Annotated in this window: 12 protein-coding genes and 1 pseudogene; 8 read left to right on the top strand and 5 right to left on the bottom strand. The window is 56.4% G+C overall.

The annotated features are described in order from the left end of the window. Positions 1-6: 6 nt before the first annotated feature. Positions 7-630 carry a homoserine/homoserine lactone efflux protein gene (gene rhtB / locus EM595_RS16405; RefSeq protein ID WP_067434565.1) on the bottom strand — a complete coding sequence of 208 codons (624 nt, stop codon included), beginning with the start codon at positions 628-630 and terminating at the stop codon, positions 7-9. Between the two features lie 103 nt (positions 631-733). On the opposite strand from rhtB, the gene pldB reads away from it, so the two are divergent. Both pldB and yigL read left to right on the top strand, forming a co-directional pair. Then, on the top strand, positions 734-1,729 hold the full coding sequence (pldB, locus tag EM595_RS16400; protein ID WP_067434562.1) for a lysophospholipase L2: 996 nt from the start codon (positions 734-736) through the stop codon (positions 1,727-1,729). A 63-nt stretch (positions 1,730-1,792) separates the two neighbouring features. Next, positions 1,793-2,593 (top strand): sugar/pyridoxal phosphate phosphatase YigL, encoded by an 801-nt coding sequence (gene yigL, locus EM595_RS16395; RefSeq protein ID WP_067434559.1) that lies wholly within the window; start codon positions 1,793-1,795, stop codon positions 2,591-2,593. Between the two features lie 38 nt (positions 2,594-2,631). Here the strand turns inward: yigL and glpT are convergent, their stop codons facing one another. After that, positions 2,632-3,975: a glycerol-3-phosphate transporter gene (gene glpT, locus EM595_RS16390; RefSeq protein ID WP_067434556.1), complete on the bottom strand. Its 1,344-nt coding sequence runs from the start codon at positions 3,973-3,975 to the stop codon at positions 2,632-2,634. Between the two features lie 307 nt (positions 3,976-4,282). Here glpT and EM595_RS16385 point away from each other — a divergent pair, with 307 nt between their 5' ends. Further along, positions 4,283-5,140 carry a carboxylate/amino acid/amine transporter gene (locus EM595_RS16385; RefSeq protein ID WP_067434554.1) on the top strand — a complete coding sequence of 286 codons (858 nt, stop codon included), beginning with the start codon at positions 4,283-4,285 and terminating at the stop codon, positions 5,138-5,140. 227 nt (positions 5,141-5,367) lie between these two features. Here the strand turns inward: EM595_RS16385 and EM595_RS16380 are convergent. Both EM595_RS16380 and metR read right to left on the bottom strand, forming a co-directional pair. After that, a pseudogene (locus EM595_RS16380) lies at positions 5,368-5,826 on the bottom strand (YehS family protein); the annotation flags it as partial. 70 nt (positions 5,827-5,896) lie between these two features. After that, positions 5,897-6,823, bottom strand: coding sequence for an HTH-type transcriptional regulator MetR (metR, locus tag EM595_RS16375; protein WP_067434551.1), 927 nt, complete (start codon positions 6,821-6,823; stop codon positions 5,897-5,899). A gap of 190 nt (positions 6,824-7,013) precedes the next feature. Here metR and metE point away from each other — a divergent pair, with 190 nt between their 5' ends. Next, positions 7,014-9,281 carry a 5-methyltetrahydropteroyltriglutamate--homocysteine S-methyltransferase gene (metE, locus tag EM595_RS16370; protein WP_067434548.1) on the top strand — a complete coding sequence of 756 codons (2,268 nt, stop codon included), beginning with the start codon at positions 7,014-7,016 and terminating at the stop codon, positions 9,279-9,281. A gap of 45 nt (positions 9,282-9,326) precedes the next feature. On the opposite strand, the gene EM595_RS16365 is transcribed toward metE, so the two are convergent. Continuing rightward, a complete protein-coding gene (locus tag EM595_RS16365; RefSeq protein ID WP_067434545.1) occupies positions 9,327-10,157 on the bottom strand; it encodes a dienelactone hydrolase family protein in 831 nt (276 codons plus the stop codon). Between the two features lie 280 nt (positions 10,158-10,437). Here EM595_RS16365 and udp point away from each other — a divergent pair, with 280 nt between their 5' ends. The 4 genes from udp to ubiE all read left to right on the top strand — a co-directional run bounded on the left by udp (position 10,438) and on the right by ubiE (position 14,996). Then, positions 10,438-11,202: a uridine phosphorylase gene (gene udp, locus EM595_RS16360; protein ID WP_067434542.1), complete on the top strand. Its 765-nt coding sequence runs from the start codon at positions 10,438-10,440 to the stop codon at positions 11,200-11,202. Between the two features lie 108 nt (positions 11,203-11,310). Beyond that, a complete protein-coding gene (locus EM595_RS16355; protein ID WP_067434539.1) occupies positions 11,311-12,579 on the top strand; it encodes a tetratricopeptide repeat protein in 1,269 nt (422 codons plus the stop codon). 82 nt (positions 12,580-12,661) lie between these two features. Further along, positions 12,662-14,167, top strand: a complete 1,506-nt coding sequence (rmuC, locus tag EM595_RS16350) for a DNA recombination protein RmuC (RefSeq protein WP_067434536.1) — start codon at positions 12,662-12,664, stop codon at positions 14,165-14,167. Positions 14,168-14,240: 73 nt separating this feature from the next. After that, on the top strand, positions 14,241-14,996 hold the full coding sequence (gene ubiE / locus EM595_RS16345; RefSeq protein ID WP_067434533.1) for a bifunctional demethylmenaquinone methyltransferase/2-methoxy-6-polyprenyl-1,4-benzoquinol methylase UbiE: 756 nt from the start codon (positions 14,241-14,243) through the stop codon (positions 14,994-14,996). Positions 14,997-14,999 lie beyond the last annotated feature (3 nt).

Below are 14,999 nucleotides of genomic sequence, written 5' to 3'. Positions count from 1 at the left end.
TGGTGCTCAGGCCATTTTACGGGCGGAGGCGAGCAGGGCGCCGACGGCCATAAACAGGCTGCCGAAGATGCGGTTCAGCAGCTTCATCTGTTTTGGGCCTTTGATCCAGCCGGCGATGCGCGTAGCCAGCATGGCGTAGCCAATCATCACGATAATATCGACGACGACGGTGGTGACACCAAGGATCAGATACTGCGCGGCCTGCGGCTGGTGCGGCAGAATAAACTGCGGGAACAGGGCGGCGAGGAAAACAATGCTTTTGGGATTGGTGAGATTCACCAGCACCGCGCGTTTGAACAGCCGACGACGCGGCATCGCTTTAGCAACCGCCTGCAGATCGAGAGAGCCAGCCGAGCGCCACTGCTGAATCCCGAGCCAGACCAGATAAGCTGCACCTGCCCATTTCACGATTTCAAATGCCAACAGCGACTGTGAAAACAGCGCGCCCAGTCCGATACCCACCAGCATGATATGCAACGACAGGCCAACCTGCAGACCACATATTGAGGCCGCCGCGCCGCGATAGCCGTGGCTGATCCCGGTACTCATGGTATTAATGGCGCCTGAACCAGGCGACAGGCTCAGTACAGATGTGGTCAACAAATAGGTCAACCACCATTCGATAGTCATAGCGTAAGGCTCCCTGCGAGCGGCGGAATATGACACAATACGACATTATCCCGCGTTGCGCTACGCGTCACGGGAGCGCCGTCAGCAAGCAGGAAAAGCCACGATGAACAGTCACAAAACCCTCTGGTTAAACCGCGAAAAAGCATTCGCCGCTTTTGCTACCGGGCCGTTACTGGACTTCTGGCGGCAGCGGGAAGAGTGCGAGTTTGTCGGCGTGGAAAACCTCACTATTCGCTACGTGCGCTTTCGGGATGCCAGCCACGATAAAGTGGTGTTGCTGGTGCCGGGGCGAATAGAAAGCTATGTCAAATATCCCGAACTGGCTTACGATCTTTTTCAGTGCGGCTACGATGTGATCATTATCGATCATCGTGGTCAGGGACGTTCCGATCGTCTGCTGGACGATCGTCATCGTGGCCACGTTGCGCGCTTTGAGCACTACGTCGAAGATCTGGAAACGCTCTACCTGAAGGAGATTGTGCCGCACCATTATCGTCATCGCTTTGCGCTGGCACATTCGATGGGCGGCGCGATTCTGGCGCTGTTTCTGGCGCAGCAGCCGCGGGCGTTTCATGCCGCAGCGCTGGCCGCACCGATGTTCGGCATCTATCTGCCAATGCCTGGCTGGATGGCAAATCGCCTGCTCGACTGGGCAGAAAAAAGGCCGCTGATTCGCGACGGTTACGCGCCGGGCACCGGCAAATGGCGGGCGCATCCGTTTGGGCTGAACCGCCTGACGCACAGCCGCGAACGCTACAAGCGCAGCCTGCGTTTTTATGCCGACGATCCTGCGATTCGCGTCGGCGGACCGACCTGGCACTGGGTACGTGAAGGTGTGCAGGCGGGTAACAATATTATTAATCAGGCGGCGTCTATCTCCACGCCGCTGCTGCTGCTGCAGGCCGGTGAAGACAAAATTGTCGATAACCGCTCGCATCAGCTGTTCTGTGACGCCATGAGCGCCGCCGGTCATCCTTGTGATGGCGGCGGCCCGTACGTCATCGCTGGCGCGCGCCATGAGATCCTGTTTGAAAAGGACGAAATGCGTGCCGACGCACTGGATGCCATCCTCGACTTTTTTCAACGGCATTCGCTTTAGCTGCACCGCTCAGATTTGTGCTGGCGAGTCACGCCGGTTAACGTTTTCTAATCAGAGGTTTTTATGTATCACATTGTCGCGTCCGATCTCGACGGTACCCTGCTTTCCCCCGATCATCTACTGACGCCCTACACCAAAGAGACGCTGAAGCTGCTCACCACGCGGGATATCCATTTTGTCTTTGCCACCGGTCGTCATCATATTGATGTGGGTCAGATGCGCGATAACCTGGAGATCGACGCCTACATGATCACCTCCAACGGCGCGCGCGTGCACAACACCGCCGGTGAGCTGATCTTCAGCCATAACCTTGACGAGGATATCGCCCAGGATCTGTTCGCGCTGAAATATGACGATCCGGCGATCATGACCAACGTCTATCGCGACGATGAGTGGTATATGTGCCGTCATCGCCCGGAAGAGCAGAAGTACTTTCGCGAATCGGTGTTTAACTATCAGGTCTATCAGCCTGGTTTGCTGCCCACCGACGGCATCAGCAAGGTCTTTTTCACCTGCGAGGATGCAGAGCTGCTTATTCCGCTGGAGCAGGCGCTGATTGCACGCTGGGGCGATCGGGTCAATGTCAGCTTCTCGTTTCCAACCTGTCTGGAAGTGATGGCGGGCGGCGTATCCAAAGGGCATGCGCTGGAAGAGGTGTCCAAATTGCTCGGTTACTCGTTAAAAGAGTGCGTGGCGTTTGGTGACGGCTTGAATGACAAAGAGATGCTGATCATGGCGGGTAAGGGCTGCATCATGAGCAATGCCCACCAGCGTCTGAAGGATTTGTTGCCGGAACTGGAAGTGATTGGCAGCAATACGCAGGATGCGGTGCCACGTTATCTGCGTAAGCTGTTTCTGGAGTAATGCGCTGCGGGCAGGGCGTTCACCCTGCCCGCAGGTCGTTACGCTTTTAACTGACGCTTGTGTTTGTTCTCACTCAGCATGGTTAAAATCAGCAGGAATACCGCCAGTACGCCGCCGCCAATCATGATGGCAAAACCGCCGTTCCAGCCGAAGTAATCCACGGTGTAACCCACGATAGCGCTGGCCGCAACCGAGCCGCCGAGATAACCAAACAGGCCGGTAAAGCCTGCTGCGGTGCCGGCTGCCTTTTTCGGTGCCAGTTCCAGCGCATGCAAGCCAATCAGCATTACCGGACCATAAATCAGGAAGCCAATCACAATCATACAGGCCATATCCACGCCCGGATTGCCCACCGGATTCAACCAGTACACTACCGTTGCGATGGTCACCAGCACCATAAAGAACACGCCGGTTGCGCCGCGGTTGCCTTTGAACACCTTGTCCGACATCCAGCCGCACAGCAGCGTGCCCGGGATACCGGCATATTCATAGAGGAAGTAGGCCCACGACGATTTATCGAGCGTGAAGTGTTTCACCTCTTTCAGATAGGTCGGCGACCAGTCGAGAATGCCGTAACGCAGCAGGTAAACAAAGACGTTGGCCAGCGCGATATACCACAGCAGCTTGTTAGGCAAAATGTACTGCATGAAGATCTGTTTGGCGGTTAATTCCTCTTCATACTGTTCGTTGTAGTCTGGCGGATAGTCATTTTTGTACGCTTCGATCGGCGGCAGGCCGCATGACTGCGGCGTATCGCGCATCAGCATAAAGGCAATCACCGCAACCAGAATCGCGCCAAACGCCGGCATATAAAGCGCCGCTTTCCAGTCGTTAAACCACGCCATGCCCAGCAGGAACAGCAAAGGCGGCAAACCGCCCCCGACGTTGTGGGCACAGTTCCACACCGACACAATCGAGCCACGTTCTTTGTGCGACCACCAGTGCACCATGGTGCGGCCACAGGGCGGCCAGCCCATGCCCTGAAACCAGCCGCAGACAAACAGCAGCACAAACATGATCATGATGCTGGAGGTGGCCCAGGGCACAAAGCCCATGATCAGCATCACCACCGCGGCGAGAATCAGGCCCGCAGGTAAAAACACGCGTGGATTAGATCGATCTGATACCGAGCCCATGATGAATTTTGAAAAGCCGTAGGCGATTGAAATACCGGACAGGGCGAAACCGAGATCGCCGCGCGAAAAGCCCTGTTCCACCAGATAAGGCATCGCCAGTGCGAAGTTTTTTCGTACCAGATAGTAGGCGGCATAACCAAAAAAGATCCCCAAAAAGATTTGCCAGCGCAGGCGGCGATAAAGGGGATCGACATGAGCATCGTCCACACGCGGGCGATGCGCGGCGGGACGGAAGATATTCAGCATGATTCCAGACTCCAGTGGTGTATTGAAATGCTTTGCAGCAGGTGAAAGAGGCTATACGCCTTCTGATAAGGTTCGCGCAAAGGATAGCGTCCAGCCCGATGAATGCGGAGCGCCTGTGACGGTAATGTTACATTTTTATGACAGATGGCACGTTTTCTGCTGCGTCAGGCGTGAGAAATGTGCGCCTGCTGGCATTACCAGCCAAGAGGGCGAGCGGTGCTTTATTAATCACATGTAAACCAGATATTTCACGCTTTGTGAAATACGGCGGTTACAATGCGTGCTTCTTCATTTCAGGGGCAGGATTGTGTTTTTACTGATCGTTACCACCATTTTATGGGCATTTTCTTTTAGCCTGATCGGCGTCTATCTGGCCGGTCACGTTGACAGCTGGTTTTCAGTGCTGATGCGACTGTCGCTGGCAGCGCTGGTGTTTTTGCCGTTTTTGCGCTGGCGTGGCTATCGCGCCTCGACGCTGGCGCTCTACATGCTGGTCGGCACGCTGCAGCTGGGCATCATGTATCTCATCAGCTTTCAGGCCTATCTCTACCTCAGCGTGTCAGAGTTTCTGCTGTTTACCGTGATGACGCCGCTCTACGTTACGCTGATTTACGACATCATCAGCGGGCGCGGCGTGCGTATCGGCTATCTCTTCAGCGCCCTGCTGGCGGTGGCTGGTGCGGCGATTATTCGCTACGACAAAGTCAGCGAGCATTTCTGGTTCGGGCTGCTGCTGGTGCAGCTGGCTAACCTTTGCTTTGCGGCGGGAATGGTGGGTTATAAGCGCCTGCAGGAGACGCGGCCGATGCCGCAGCATGTCGCTTTTGCCTGGTTCTATATCGGTGCGGTGCTGGTGGCGATCGTCGCCTGGGGTTTGTGGGGTAATCCGCACAAGCTGCCGACAACCGGCCTGCAGTGGGGCATTCTGGTCTGGCTGGGCGTTGCCGCTTCCGGGCTGGGTTATTTTATGTGGAACTACGGCGCTACGCAGGTTGATGCTGGTACGCTGGGGATCATGAACAATATGCATGTGCCAGCGGGATTGCTGGTTAATCTGGCAATTTGGCAGGAACAGCCGCACTGGCCAAGCTTCATTATTGGTGCTGCGGTGATTTGCGCGTCATTGTGGGTGCACAAGCGCTGGGTTATCGGTCGCGGAAAATAGAGGGAAGAGCCAGGCGAACCTGGCTCAGTCGATCAGGATTTGCCTGGCCAGGATTTTTTGCCTGCGGCAGGTTTGCCGCCAGCAGCAGGACGACTCGCGCTGGCGGGCTTGTTGCCACTCCAGCTCTTGCCGCCAGCCGGCTTACCGGCGGTTGCCGATTTGGCCTGTCCAGCAGGTTTGTGCTCAGCGGCCGGTTTTTTCTCGGCGGGCGCTTTTGGCACGATCGGTGGACGCACGGTCAGCGATAATCCCTTCAGGAAGTTACGCAGCAGCTGATCGCCACATTCGCGATAGTTTTTGTGATCGGGCTTGCGGAAGATCGCACCGATTTCTGACTGGCCTACCGCAAAATCAGCTTTTGCCAACACCTGTGGAATATCGGTGGTTTTCAGATCAAAGGCGATGCGCAGTTTTTTCAGGATGATGTTGTTATTCATCTTGCGCTCAATCGACGGTGCTGGCAGCTCTTCGCTTTTGCCACGACGATGGAAGATCAGTCCGTTCAGGAAATAGCCCATCAGCACATCCGGGCAAGGCTGAAAGCCCGCTTCTTCTTCCTTTTTCAGGTACGCCTGCATCATCGCCAGCGGAACTTCGCTGTCGGCGAGAGCGGCGATGTTGACCATCGCTTCATCGTTCAGTTTAAGCATGTAGCGGATGCTGCGCAGGACGTCATTATTGGTCATTAGTTTTCTCATGGTTACGGCAATGCGGCGCATTATAGAGCAGAGCGGCCGGTAATTATATCGCCGTGCATTATCCCGGTTGCAGCACGCCCGGTTTTGACGCATCACGCACCAGCGGCAGGTGCTCACAGGCGTGCTGCCGCGTGGAGCGGATAAAGGCATCAACCACCGGCTGACGCTGCTCGCCGTCGCGCACCGCCGCATAGAGGCGGCTCCATAATCCTTCGCCCAGCGTTTTGGTGACCACCAGCCCCTGACGTTCAAAACTCTCCACCACCCAGTGCGGCAGTGCGGCAATGCCCATGCGCGCCGAAACCATCTGAATCAGCAGCAGGGTGTTATCAACGCTTTTCAGCGCCGGGCTGACGCCCGCTGGCTGTAAAAAGTGGCGCCAGATATCAAGCCGTTGTCGCTGCACCGGGTAGATCATCAGCACTTCGCTGGCTAAATCTTCAGGCGTAATGATCGCTGCCTGCGCCAGCGGATGATCCGTGGCCAGCACCAGGCGCACTTCAAAATCGAACATTGGCGAATAGTGCAGACCGCTGCGCGGCAGGATATCGGAGGTCAGCACCACATCCAGTTCGCCCTGCTGCAAGGCCGGCTGCGGATCAAAGGTGACGCCTGATTTGAAATCCATCATCACCTGCGGCCAGCTCAGGCGGAAATTATCCAGCGCAGGTGTCAGCCACTGAATGCAGCTGTGGCATTCAATAGCGATGCGCAGCGTGGCCTGATGCGGCTCATGACACGCCTGTAACGCCTGCTGAATTTGCGGCAGCACCTGCTCGGCCAGCTGCAGCAGAATAGTGCCCTGCGGCGTAAAACGCAGCGGCTGGCTTTTACGCACAAACAACCGGAACCCCAGCCGCTGCTCCAGATCGCTGAACTGATGCGACAGCGCCGATTGCGTTTGGTGCAGCTGTGCGGCGGCGGCGGCCAGCGAGCCAGTGTTCCTGAGAGCCTGCAGTGTCCGGAGGTGTTTGAGTTCGATCATGAGAGTCCTTCACATCGACAGTGAACAATTTGCGCTTGAGGAACATACCTTACCTGCACAATATAGCGGTGTAAACATCTGGACGGCCAAACATCACTGGCCCGCCCAACCTGATCCTGACGTCTGCGCCAGCAGGGATGCGAAAACGGCACCGCCCGGCATCGACGTCTAACACTATGAGGCAACACTGATGACGATTCTGAATCACACGCTTGGTTTTCCCCGTATTGGCCTGCGTCGCGAACTGAAAAAGGCGCAGGAGAGCTATTGGGCGGGCAACAGCACGCAGGAAGCGCTACTGGCAACCGGTCGTGAGCTGCGCGCCCGTCACTGGCAGCAGCAGCAAGCAGCGGGTGTCGATCTGCTGCCGGTAGGTGATTTTGCCTGGTACGATCATGTGCTGACCACCAGCCTGATGCTGGGCAACGTGCCGGCACGTCATCAGAATAAAGCGGGCAACGTGGATCTGGACACGCTGTTCCGCATTGCACGTGGCCGGGCGCCAACCGGCGAACCCGCCGCGGCCGCTGAAATGACTAAATGGTTCAACACTAACTATCACTACATGGTGCCGGAATTTACCCGCGGACAGCAGTTCAGTCTGAGCTGGCATCAGCTGCTGGACGAGGTTGATGAGGCGCTGGCGCTCGGACACAAGATAAAGCCGGTGCTGCTGGGACCGGTGACCTATCTCTGGCTGGGCAAAGTCAAAGGTGAATCCTTTGACCGTTTGAGCCTGCTGCAGGATATTCTGCCGGTCTATCAGCAGGTTCTGGATGCACTGGCGCAGCGCGGCGTAGAGTGGGTACAGATTGATGAGCCTGCGCTGGTGCTGGAACTGCCGCAGGCGTGGCTCGAGGCGTTTAAATCCGCTTATGCCGCGCTGAACGGGCGATGCAAGCTGCTGCTGACCACCTACTTTGACAGCGTGAGCCATAACCTTGATACCGTGCGTCAGCTGCCGGTGCAGGGGCTGCATGTCGATCTAATACACGGCAGAGATGATATCGTCGCGCTGAACCAGCAGTTGCCCGCTGACTGGCTGCTGTCGCTGGGCGTGATCAATGGCCGTAACGTCTGGCGCGCCGATCTGACACAGTGGTTTGAAAGGCTGCAACCGCTGCAGGCGCAGCGCAAACAGTTGTGGATTGGCTCTTCCTGCTCGCTGCTGCACAGTCCGATCGACCTCAGCGTGGAAACACGTCTGGATGAAGAGGTGAAAAGCTGGTTCGCCTTCGCCCTGCAAAAATGCGCCGAGCTCGCGCTGCTGAGCAACGCGCTGAATAACAACGACGGTACAGCGCTGGAAACCTGGAGCGCGCCCGTACGTGCTCGTCGCCATTCAGGCCGGGTACACAATGCCGCGGTTGGCGAACGTCTTGCTGGCATCACCGCAAAAGAGAGCCAGCGTCACAGCGATTATCAAACGCGAGCCGCCGCACAGCGGCAGCGCTTCAATTTACCGGCGTGGCCGACCACCACCATCGGTTCTTTCCCGCAAACCCACGATATTCGCAGCCTGCGCCTCGATTTTAAAAAAGGCACCATCGATGGAAATCATTACCGCACCGGCATTGCCGAACACATTAAGCAGGCGGTGAATGAGCAGGAGCAATTGGGGCTGGATGTGCTGGTGCACGGCGAGGCCGAGCGCAATGACATGGTGGAATATTTTGGCGAGCATCTCGAGGGCTTTGTCTTTACGCAAAATGGTTGGGTACAGAGCTACGGTTCGCGCTGTGTAAAACCGCCGGTGATTATTGGCGACGTAAGCCGTCCGCAGCCGATCACCGTGGAGTGGGCGAAATATGCTCAGTCGCTGACCGACAAGCCGGTGAAAGGCATGCTGACCGGGCCGGTTACGATCCTCTGCTGGTCATTCCCGCGTGAAGATGTGACCCGCGAAACCATTGCCCGACAGATTGCGCTGGCGCTGCGCGATGAGGTTGCCGACCTGGAGAAAGCGGGCATTGGCATCATTCAGATTGATGAACCGGCACTGCGCGAAGGGCTGCCGTTGCGCCAGTCAGAGTGGGCGGCCTACCTTGAATGGGCAGTAGAGGCCTTCCGCCTGAATGCCGCAGTGGCGCAGGATGACACGCAGATTCATACCCATATGTGTTATTGCGAATTCAACGACATCATGGCGTCGATCGCCGCACTGGATGCCGATGTGATTACCATCGAAACCTCGCGCTCGGATATGGAACTGCTGGAGTCGTTCGAGGAGTTTGCTTATCCGAATGAGATTGGTCCGGGCGTGTATGACATTCACTCGCCTAACGTGCCGAGTGTGGAGTGGATAGAGGCGCTGTTGCTGAAAGCGGCCAGGCGTATTCCGGTTGAGCGTTTGTGGGTCAATCCCGATTGCGGACTGAAAACGCGCGGCTGGACGGAGACGCGTCAGGCGCTGGCAAATATGGTGACAGCGGCGCAGAACCTGCGCGCCCGGATATGACGATGACGATCTAAACTCAGGGGCGCTTGTGGCGCCCCTTGTAACTTATTTTGCCGGGGCAACACCATACTGTGTAAACCAGGCGAGCATGCGCTGCCAGCCATCTTTCGCCGACGCTTCATGATAGCTTTCACGATAGTCGGCATTAAAGGCGTGGCCCGCTTCGGGATACACGACAATCTCCGCGTTGGCATTAGCCGCACGCACCGCTTTTCGCATCAGCTCAATGCTCTCTTGCGGAATGCTCTCATCCTTGCCGCCATAGAGGCCTAAAACCGGCGCGCTCAGTTCGGTGGCTACATCCACCGGCTGGGTTGGCTGCTTAATGGTTTTCTCGCCGACCACCTTGCCATACCAGGCTACCGCCGCTTTTAGCTGCGGATTGTGTGCGGCATAAAGCCAGGTGATGCGACCGCCCCAGCAGAAGCCGGTAATGGCCATGGTGCGCATATCGCCGCCATGTTTAGCTGCCCAGTTGGCAACGTGATCGAGATCGGCCAGCACCTGCGCATCCGGCACCTTGTTGACCAGCTCTTTAAACAGCGTGGGGATATCGCTGTATTCTGAAGGATCGCCTTCGCGGAAATAGAGTTCCGGCGCAACGGCCAGATAGCCCTCTGCCGCCAGCCGACGGCAGATGTCACGAATATGCTCGTGTACGCCAAAAATCTCCTGCACCACCAGCACAACCGGCAAACCCTCGGTTTTATTTTCAGGCCGGGCAAAGAACGCGGGCATGTTTTCGCCCTGGGTGGCCACGGAGGTTTCGCCGCTGTGAATTGCGTGATCTCCGGTAATGATGGTGGTGGTTGCGGTGGGGCCGACCGCAGGCGCGAAGCCGCGCGCTTTTTGTGCCATATTCTCTTCGGTTTTCATTGTTCTCTCCGTACAGACGATTCGCGCAGTGAGGTAACTATAGCCAGGATTATTTCTTCACTCCCGGCAGTGCGGGTTATCTCTCTTTATCACTACACCGTGGCAGCGTGCACAGCAGCCTGTAGCACTACGTGAAAGCACGCTTGCAAGGTGTGAGATTAGTCACATTGTTTTGATTAATCTCTGCAACTTTCATAATGTTGAACGATTGCGTTCACACCTTTTCCCTGACCGCTGGCGTAAAGTACGCGGCTGTTACTATTTACTTCAGGAGTCCGTTATGGCCCAGTCCGATGTTTTTCATTTAGGTATCACCCGCGCTGATCTGCAGGGCGCCACGCTGGCCATTGTGCCTGGCGATCCAGAACGAGTGAAAAAAATCGCGGCGTTGATGGACAATCCTGTGCATCTCGCCTCACATCGCGAATTCACCAGCTGGCGTGCCGAGCTCAACGGCAAGCCGGTTGTAGTTTGCTCAACCGGCATTGGCGGCCCGTCGACCTCCATTGCGGTAGAAGAGCTGGCACAGCTGGGCGTGCGCACTTTCCTGCGCGTCGGCACCACCGGTGCGATTCAGCCCGATATCAACGTTGGCGACGTCCTGGTGACCACCGGCGCCGTTCGCCTTGATGGTGCCAGCCTGCATTTCGCCCCGATGGCGTTTCCGGCGGTAGCCGATTTCGCCTGTACCACTGCGCTGGTTGCCGCTGCAAAAGCTGCCGGTGCGAAAACGCATATCGGCGTAACTGCCTCTTCCGACACCTTTTATCCGGGCCAGGAACGCTACGACACCTTCTCAGGCCGTGTGGTGAGCCAGTTCCAGGGCTCAATGAAAGAGTGGCAGCAGATGGGCGTGCTGAACTACGAAATGGAATCGGCCACGCTGTTAACCATGTGCGCCAGCCAGGGCTTACGCGCCGGTATGGTGGCGGGCGTTATCGTCAATCGCACCCAAAAAGAGATTCCGGATGCGGCCGCGATGAAGCAGACAGAAAGCGATGCGGTGAAAATTGTGGTTGAAGCGGCGCGTCTGCTGCTGGACTAACGCTACATTTCGGAAACGGCAGCGGGAATTTCGAGACAGGGCTTATAGGGTTCGGCTTTTTAGCCTCTTTATACTCTGCGCATTCTCAATGACCTTAAGCCGTTTCCGATGCGTAAAACTATTCCTTCTCCCCGTCGTCCCCAGGTTGTCATCACGCCTGCGATGCAGGACCGCTTTGAACAACAGGCAGCGCAGTTTCGTCAGGCAATGGATCAGCTCGATTTTGCGCAGGCGCGTCTCTGCTGTGAGCAGGTGCTGAAAGTGATCCCCCAGCAGATGCAGGTACTGAGTGATTACGCGCTGGTGCTGATGCGCCTCGGTGAGCATCAGAAAGCGTGGAAAATTTACCAGCGTATTTATCAGTCGCCGCATCGACACAGAGCATCCGATACCTGGCTGGATGGCCTGGCGGAGCTAAGCGGGCTAATGAACAAGCCGCTGGAGGTCAAGCGTTACGGCCACGAATCGCTGAGCAAAGCCGATGCGATCTATAAGCAGAATGTTCGCTATCCCTTTCCGGCGCGTGGTCCTGAACCGCTGGACCTCGACAACCCGCAAAAAAATATCATCGCTTTCAGCCTCTATGGCCATCATCCGCGCTATTGCGAAACGCTGATCAAAAACGTTGAGGTTGCACGAGAGCTTTATCCGGCATGGACCTGCCGTATCTATCTTGATGACAGCGTGCCGCAGCATGTCTGGCACCGGCTACAGCAGCCAAACGTGCAGCTGGTGGATATGTCGCATGAAAAAGCCATTATGCCCACTCTGTGGCGTTTTCTGGTGATGGATGACAGCAGCGTAGAACGATTTATCGTACGTGACGCTGACTCCTTGCTCTCTGAGCGCGAAGCGGTAGCGGTTGAGGCCTGGGTAGCCTCTCCTTTTTGGTTCCATCATATGCGGGATTATTGCTCGCATACAGAATTGCTGCTGGCCGGCATGTGGGGCGGCTGTCACGGCGTTTTTCACAATATTGAACAGCAGATTCGTGACTTCATGACGCAGTACAGCGGCAGCGCGCGTTTTACCGATCAGGTATTTCTGAAGACTGCGCTGTGGGCCACCGTGCGCGAAAGCCTGCTCAGCCATGATGACATTTTTGATTTCCACGATGCCCACGCTTTCCCGCCGCATCCGCCGGTGCGCTGGCAGGGCGCTGAGTTTCATGTCGGCAGCAACGCCGGTTACACGCGTGTTGGCGGCCCGGCTTCCGTATCAGACAACCAGCCGCAATGGGTGAAACTGTGCAGCGATGCCGGTGAGTTCGCTTATCCGGCACTGGTTAAAAACGGTGAATGGTCGCTGGCGGTGCCTTTCTTCCTGGTGACGGACTACCAAAATGGCAAGCTGCGTTTCGTACTGACTGACGCGTAACCTCCGGCGCCACCGATTTGTGTGGACATTCATACAGGGCGCCTCTACCTTTTCCCCCACGCGGTAATGGGGAGAAAAAGCAATGGAGCAGGGTTATCTGTTAGCGGGCTGTCTTGGCCTGGCGGGCATCCTTTTTGGCTGGTTGGTGGCGCATTTACGGACCGGCCAGCAGCAGGCTGCTGCCCTGACGCAGCAGCGGCTGTTGGAACAGTCGCTGGCCCAGTCTCACCAGGCCCAGCAAAAGCTGGAGCAGCAGCTTACGGAGCAGCGCCAGCTGCAACAGCAGGACGCACAGGCACTTCGTCAGCTGCATGGCGCACTCTCAGCCTCTCAGGAAAAACTGCAGCATTTTGATTACTGGAAAGCCGAGAGCGAGCAGCTGAGCCGTGAGCTGCGCAACCAGCTGGAGATCAACAGCGCGCAGGAGGCGGAGCTGCGTGAAGTTACCATTCGTCTTGAAGAGTCGCGGTTAACCGCAGAAGAGAAGCAGCGTCTGCTGATTAACAGTGAACAGCGCCTGAGCGCCCAGTTCGAAAACCTTGCCAACCGCATCTTTGAAAACAGCGGCCGCCGCGTCGATGAGCAAAATCGCCAGAGCCTGAATACCCTGATTACGCCGCTGCGGGAGCAGCTTGATGGCTTCCGTCGCCAGGTGCAGGAAAGCTTTGGCCAGGAAGCGCGCGAAAGACACACCCTTTCCCATGAAATCCGCAGTTTACAACAGCTGAATGCCCAAATGGCGCAGGAAGCGATTAACCTCACTAAAGCGCTGAAAGGCGACAATAAAACCCAGGGCAACTGGGGCGAAGTAGTGCTCAGTCGCGTGCTGGAAGCGTCCGGCCTGCGCGAAGGCCACGAGTATGAAACCCAGGTCAATATCCAGCTGGATCAGCAGAAACGTATGCAGCCCGATGTGGTGGTGCATCTGCCGCAGGGCAAGGATGTGGTGATTGATGCCAAAATGACGCTGGTGGCCTATGAGCGCTACTTTAACGCCGACGATGAAGCGACGCGCGAACTGGCGCTGACTGAGCATATCGCCGCCGTGCGTGGGCATCTGCGTCTGCTGAGTCGAAAAGATTATCAACAATTGCCGGGTTTACGATCGCTGGATTATGTGTTGATGTTTATCCCGATTGAGCCGGCGTTTCTCCTGGCGATCGATCGTCAGCCGGAGCTAATCAGCGAAGCGTTGCAGCAGAACGTCATGCTGGTCAGCCCGACCACCTTACTGGTGGCGTTGCGTACCATCAGCAACCTGTGGCGTTACGAACATCAGAGCCGTAACGCGCAGCGTATTGCCGATCGGGCCGCGCGGCTTTATGACAAAATGCGGCTGTTTGTGGATGACATGAGCAGCATCGGCCAAAACCTCGATAAGGCGCACGACAGCTATCGTCAGGCGATGAAAAAACTGGCGGAAGGACGCGGCAATTTGATCGCCCAAACCGAGAGCTTTCGCCATCTCGGCGTAGAGATCAAACGGCCACTGAATCCGCAGCTGGTGGCCCAGTCGTTAGCCGACGACGAGGACGATCTGGCACCGCTGTCGGAAGTCAGTGAAACCCTTCAGCGCATCAATGAATAAACGGGCGTTAACGTGCCTGACTTCCGGGACTCTGATACACTTCGAGGATATTTGATTGTGGAGCAGGCAAAACATGGCAGATGAATCTCAGGAAACTACCCACTTTGGTTTTCAGACCGTCGCTAAAGAAGAAAAAGCGGCAAAAGTGGCTGATGTTTTTCATTCCGTTGCGGCCAAATATGATCTGATGAACGACCTGATGTCGTTTGGTATTCATCGCATCTGGAAGCGTTTTACCATCGACTGCAGCGGCGTGCGTCGCGGTCAGCGGGTGCTCGATCTGGCCGGTGGTACCGGTGATTTAACCGCGAAATTTTCTCGTCTGGTGGGTGAAACCGGCCAGGTTGTGCTGGCAGATATCAACAGCTCCATGCTGAAGATGGGCCGTGAAAAGCTGCGCAATACCGGCGTAGTGGGCAACGTCAGCTATGTGCAGGCGAATGCCGAAGCGCTGCCGTTCCCCGATAACTATTTTGACTGTATTACCATCTCTTTTGGCCTGCGTAACGTGACCGAAAAAGAGAAGGCGCTGGCATCGATGTTCCGCGTGCTGAAGCCGGGCGGCCGTTTGCTGGTGCTGGAGTTTTCAAAACCGCTGCTTGAGCCGCTGAACAAAGCCTACGATACCTACTCGTTTCACATTCTGCCGCGCATCGGTGAGCTGGTAGCGAAAGATGCAGAAAGCTATCGCTATCTGGCCGAATCGATCCGTATGCATCCCGATCAGGAAACGCTGAAGGCGATGATGAATGACGCCGGTTTTGAAAACACGTCGTACTACAATTTAACGGGCGGCATTGTTGCCTTGCACCGTGGATTTAAGTTCTGAATC

Origin of the sequence: Duffyella gerundensis, assembly GCF_001517405.1 — a bacterium.
GTDB lineage: Bacteria > Pseudomonadota > Gammaproteobacteria > Enterobacterales > Enterobacteriaceae > Duffyella > Duffyella gerundensis.
The sequence above is the reverse complement of the archived record's forward strand: the minus strand, read 5'-3'. Positions and strand labels throughout refer to the sequence as shown.

What these genes read in the sequence shown, in the direction of transcription:
- glpT (WP_067434556.1), bottom strand. Translation starts at nt 3,975, where the DNA reads ATGCTGAATATCTTCCGTCCCGCCGCGCATCGCCCGCGTGTGGACGAT.
- metE (WP_067434548.1), top strand. Translation starts at nt 7,014, where the DNA reads ATGACGATTCTGAATCACACGCTTGGTTTTCCCCGTATTGGCCTGCGT.
- rhtB (WP_067434565.1), bottom strand. Translation starts at nt 630, where the DNA reads ATGACTATCGAATGGTGGTTGACCTATTTGTTGACCACATCTGTACTG.
- yigL (WP_067434559.1), top strand. Translation starts at nt 1,793, where the DNA reads ATGTATCACATTGTCGCGTCCGATCTCGACGGTACCCTGCTTTCCCCC.
- metR (WP_067434551.1), bottom strand. Translation starts at nt 6,823, where the DNA reads ATGATCGAACTCAAACACCTCCGGACACTGCAGGCTCTCAGGAACACT.
- pldB (WP_067434562.1), top strand. Translation starts at nt 734, where the DNA reads ATGAACAGTCACAAAACCCTCTGGTTAAACCGCGAAAAAGCATTCGCC.
- EM595_RS16355 (WP_067434539.1), top strand. Translation starts at nt 11,311, where the DNA reads ATGCGTAAAACTATTCCTTCTCCCCGTCGTCCCCAGGTTGTCATCACG.
- EM595_RS16365 (WP_067434545.1), bottom strand. Translation starts at nt 10,157, where the DNA reads ATGAAAACCGAAGAGAATATGGCACAAAAAGCGCGCGGCTTCGCGCCT.
- ubiE (WP_067434533.1), top strand. Translation starts at nt 14,241, where the DNA reads ATGGCAGATGAATCTCAGGAAACTACCCACTTTGGTTTTCAGACCGTC.
- rmuC (WP_067434536.1), top strand. Translation starts at nt 12,662, where the DNA reads ATGGAGCAGGGTTATCTGTTAGCGGGCTGTCTTGGCCTGGCGGGCATC.
- udp (WP_067434542.1), top strand. Translation starts at nt 10,438, where the DNA reads ATGGCCCAGTCCGATGTTTTTCATTTAGGTATCACCCGCGCTGATCTG.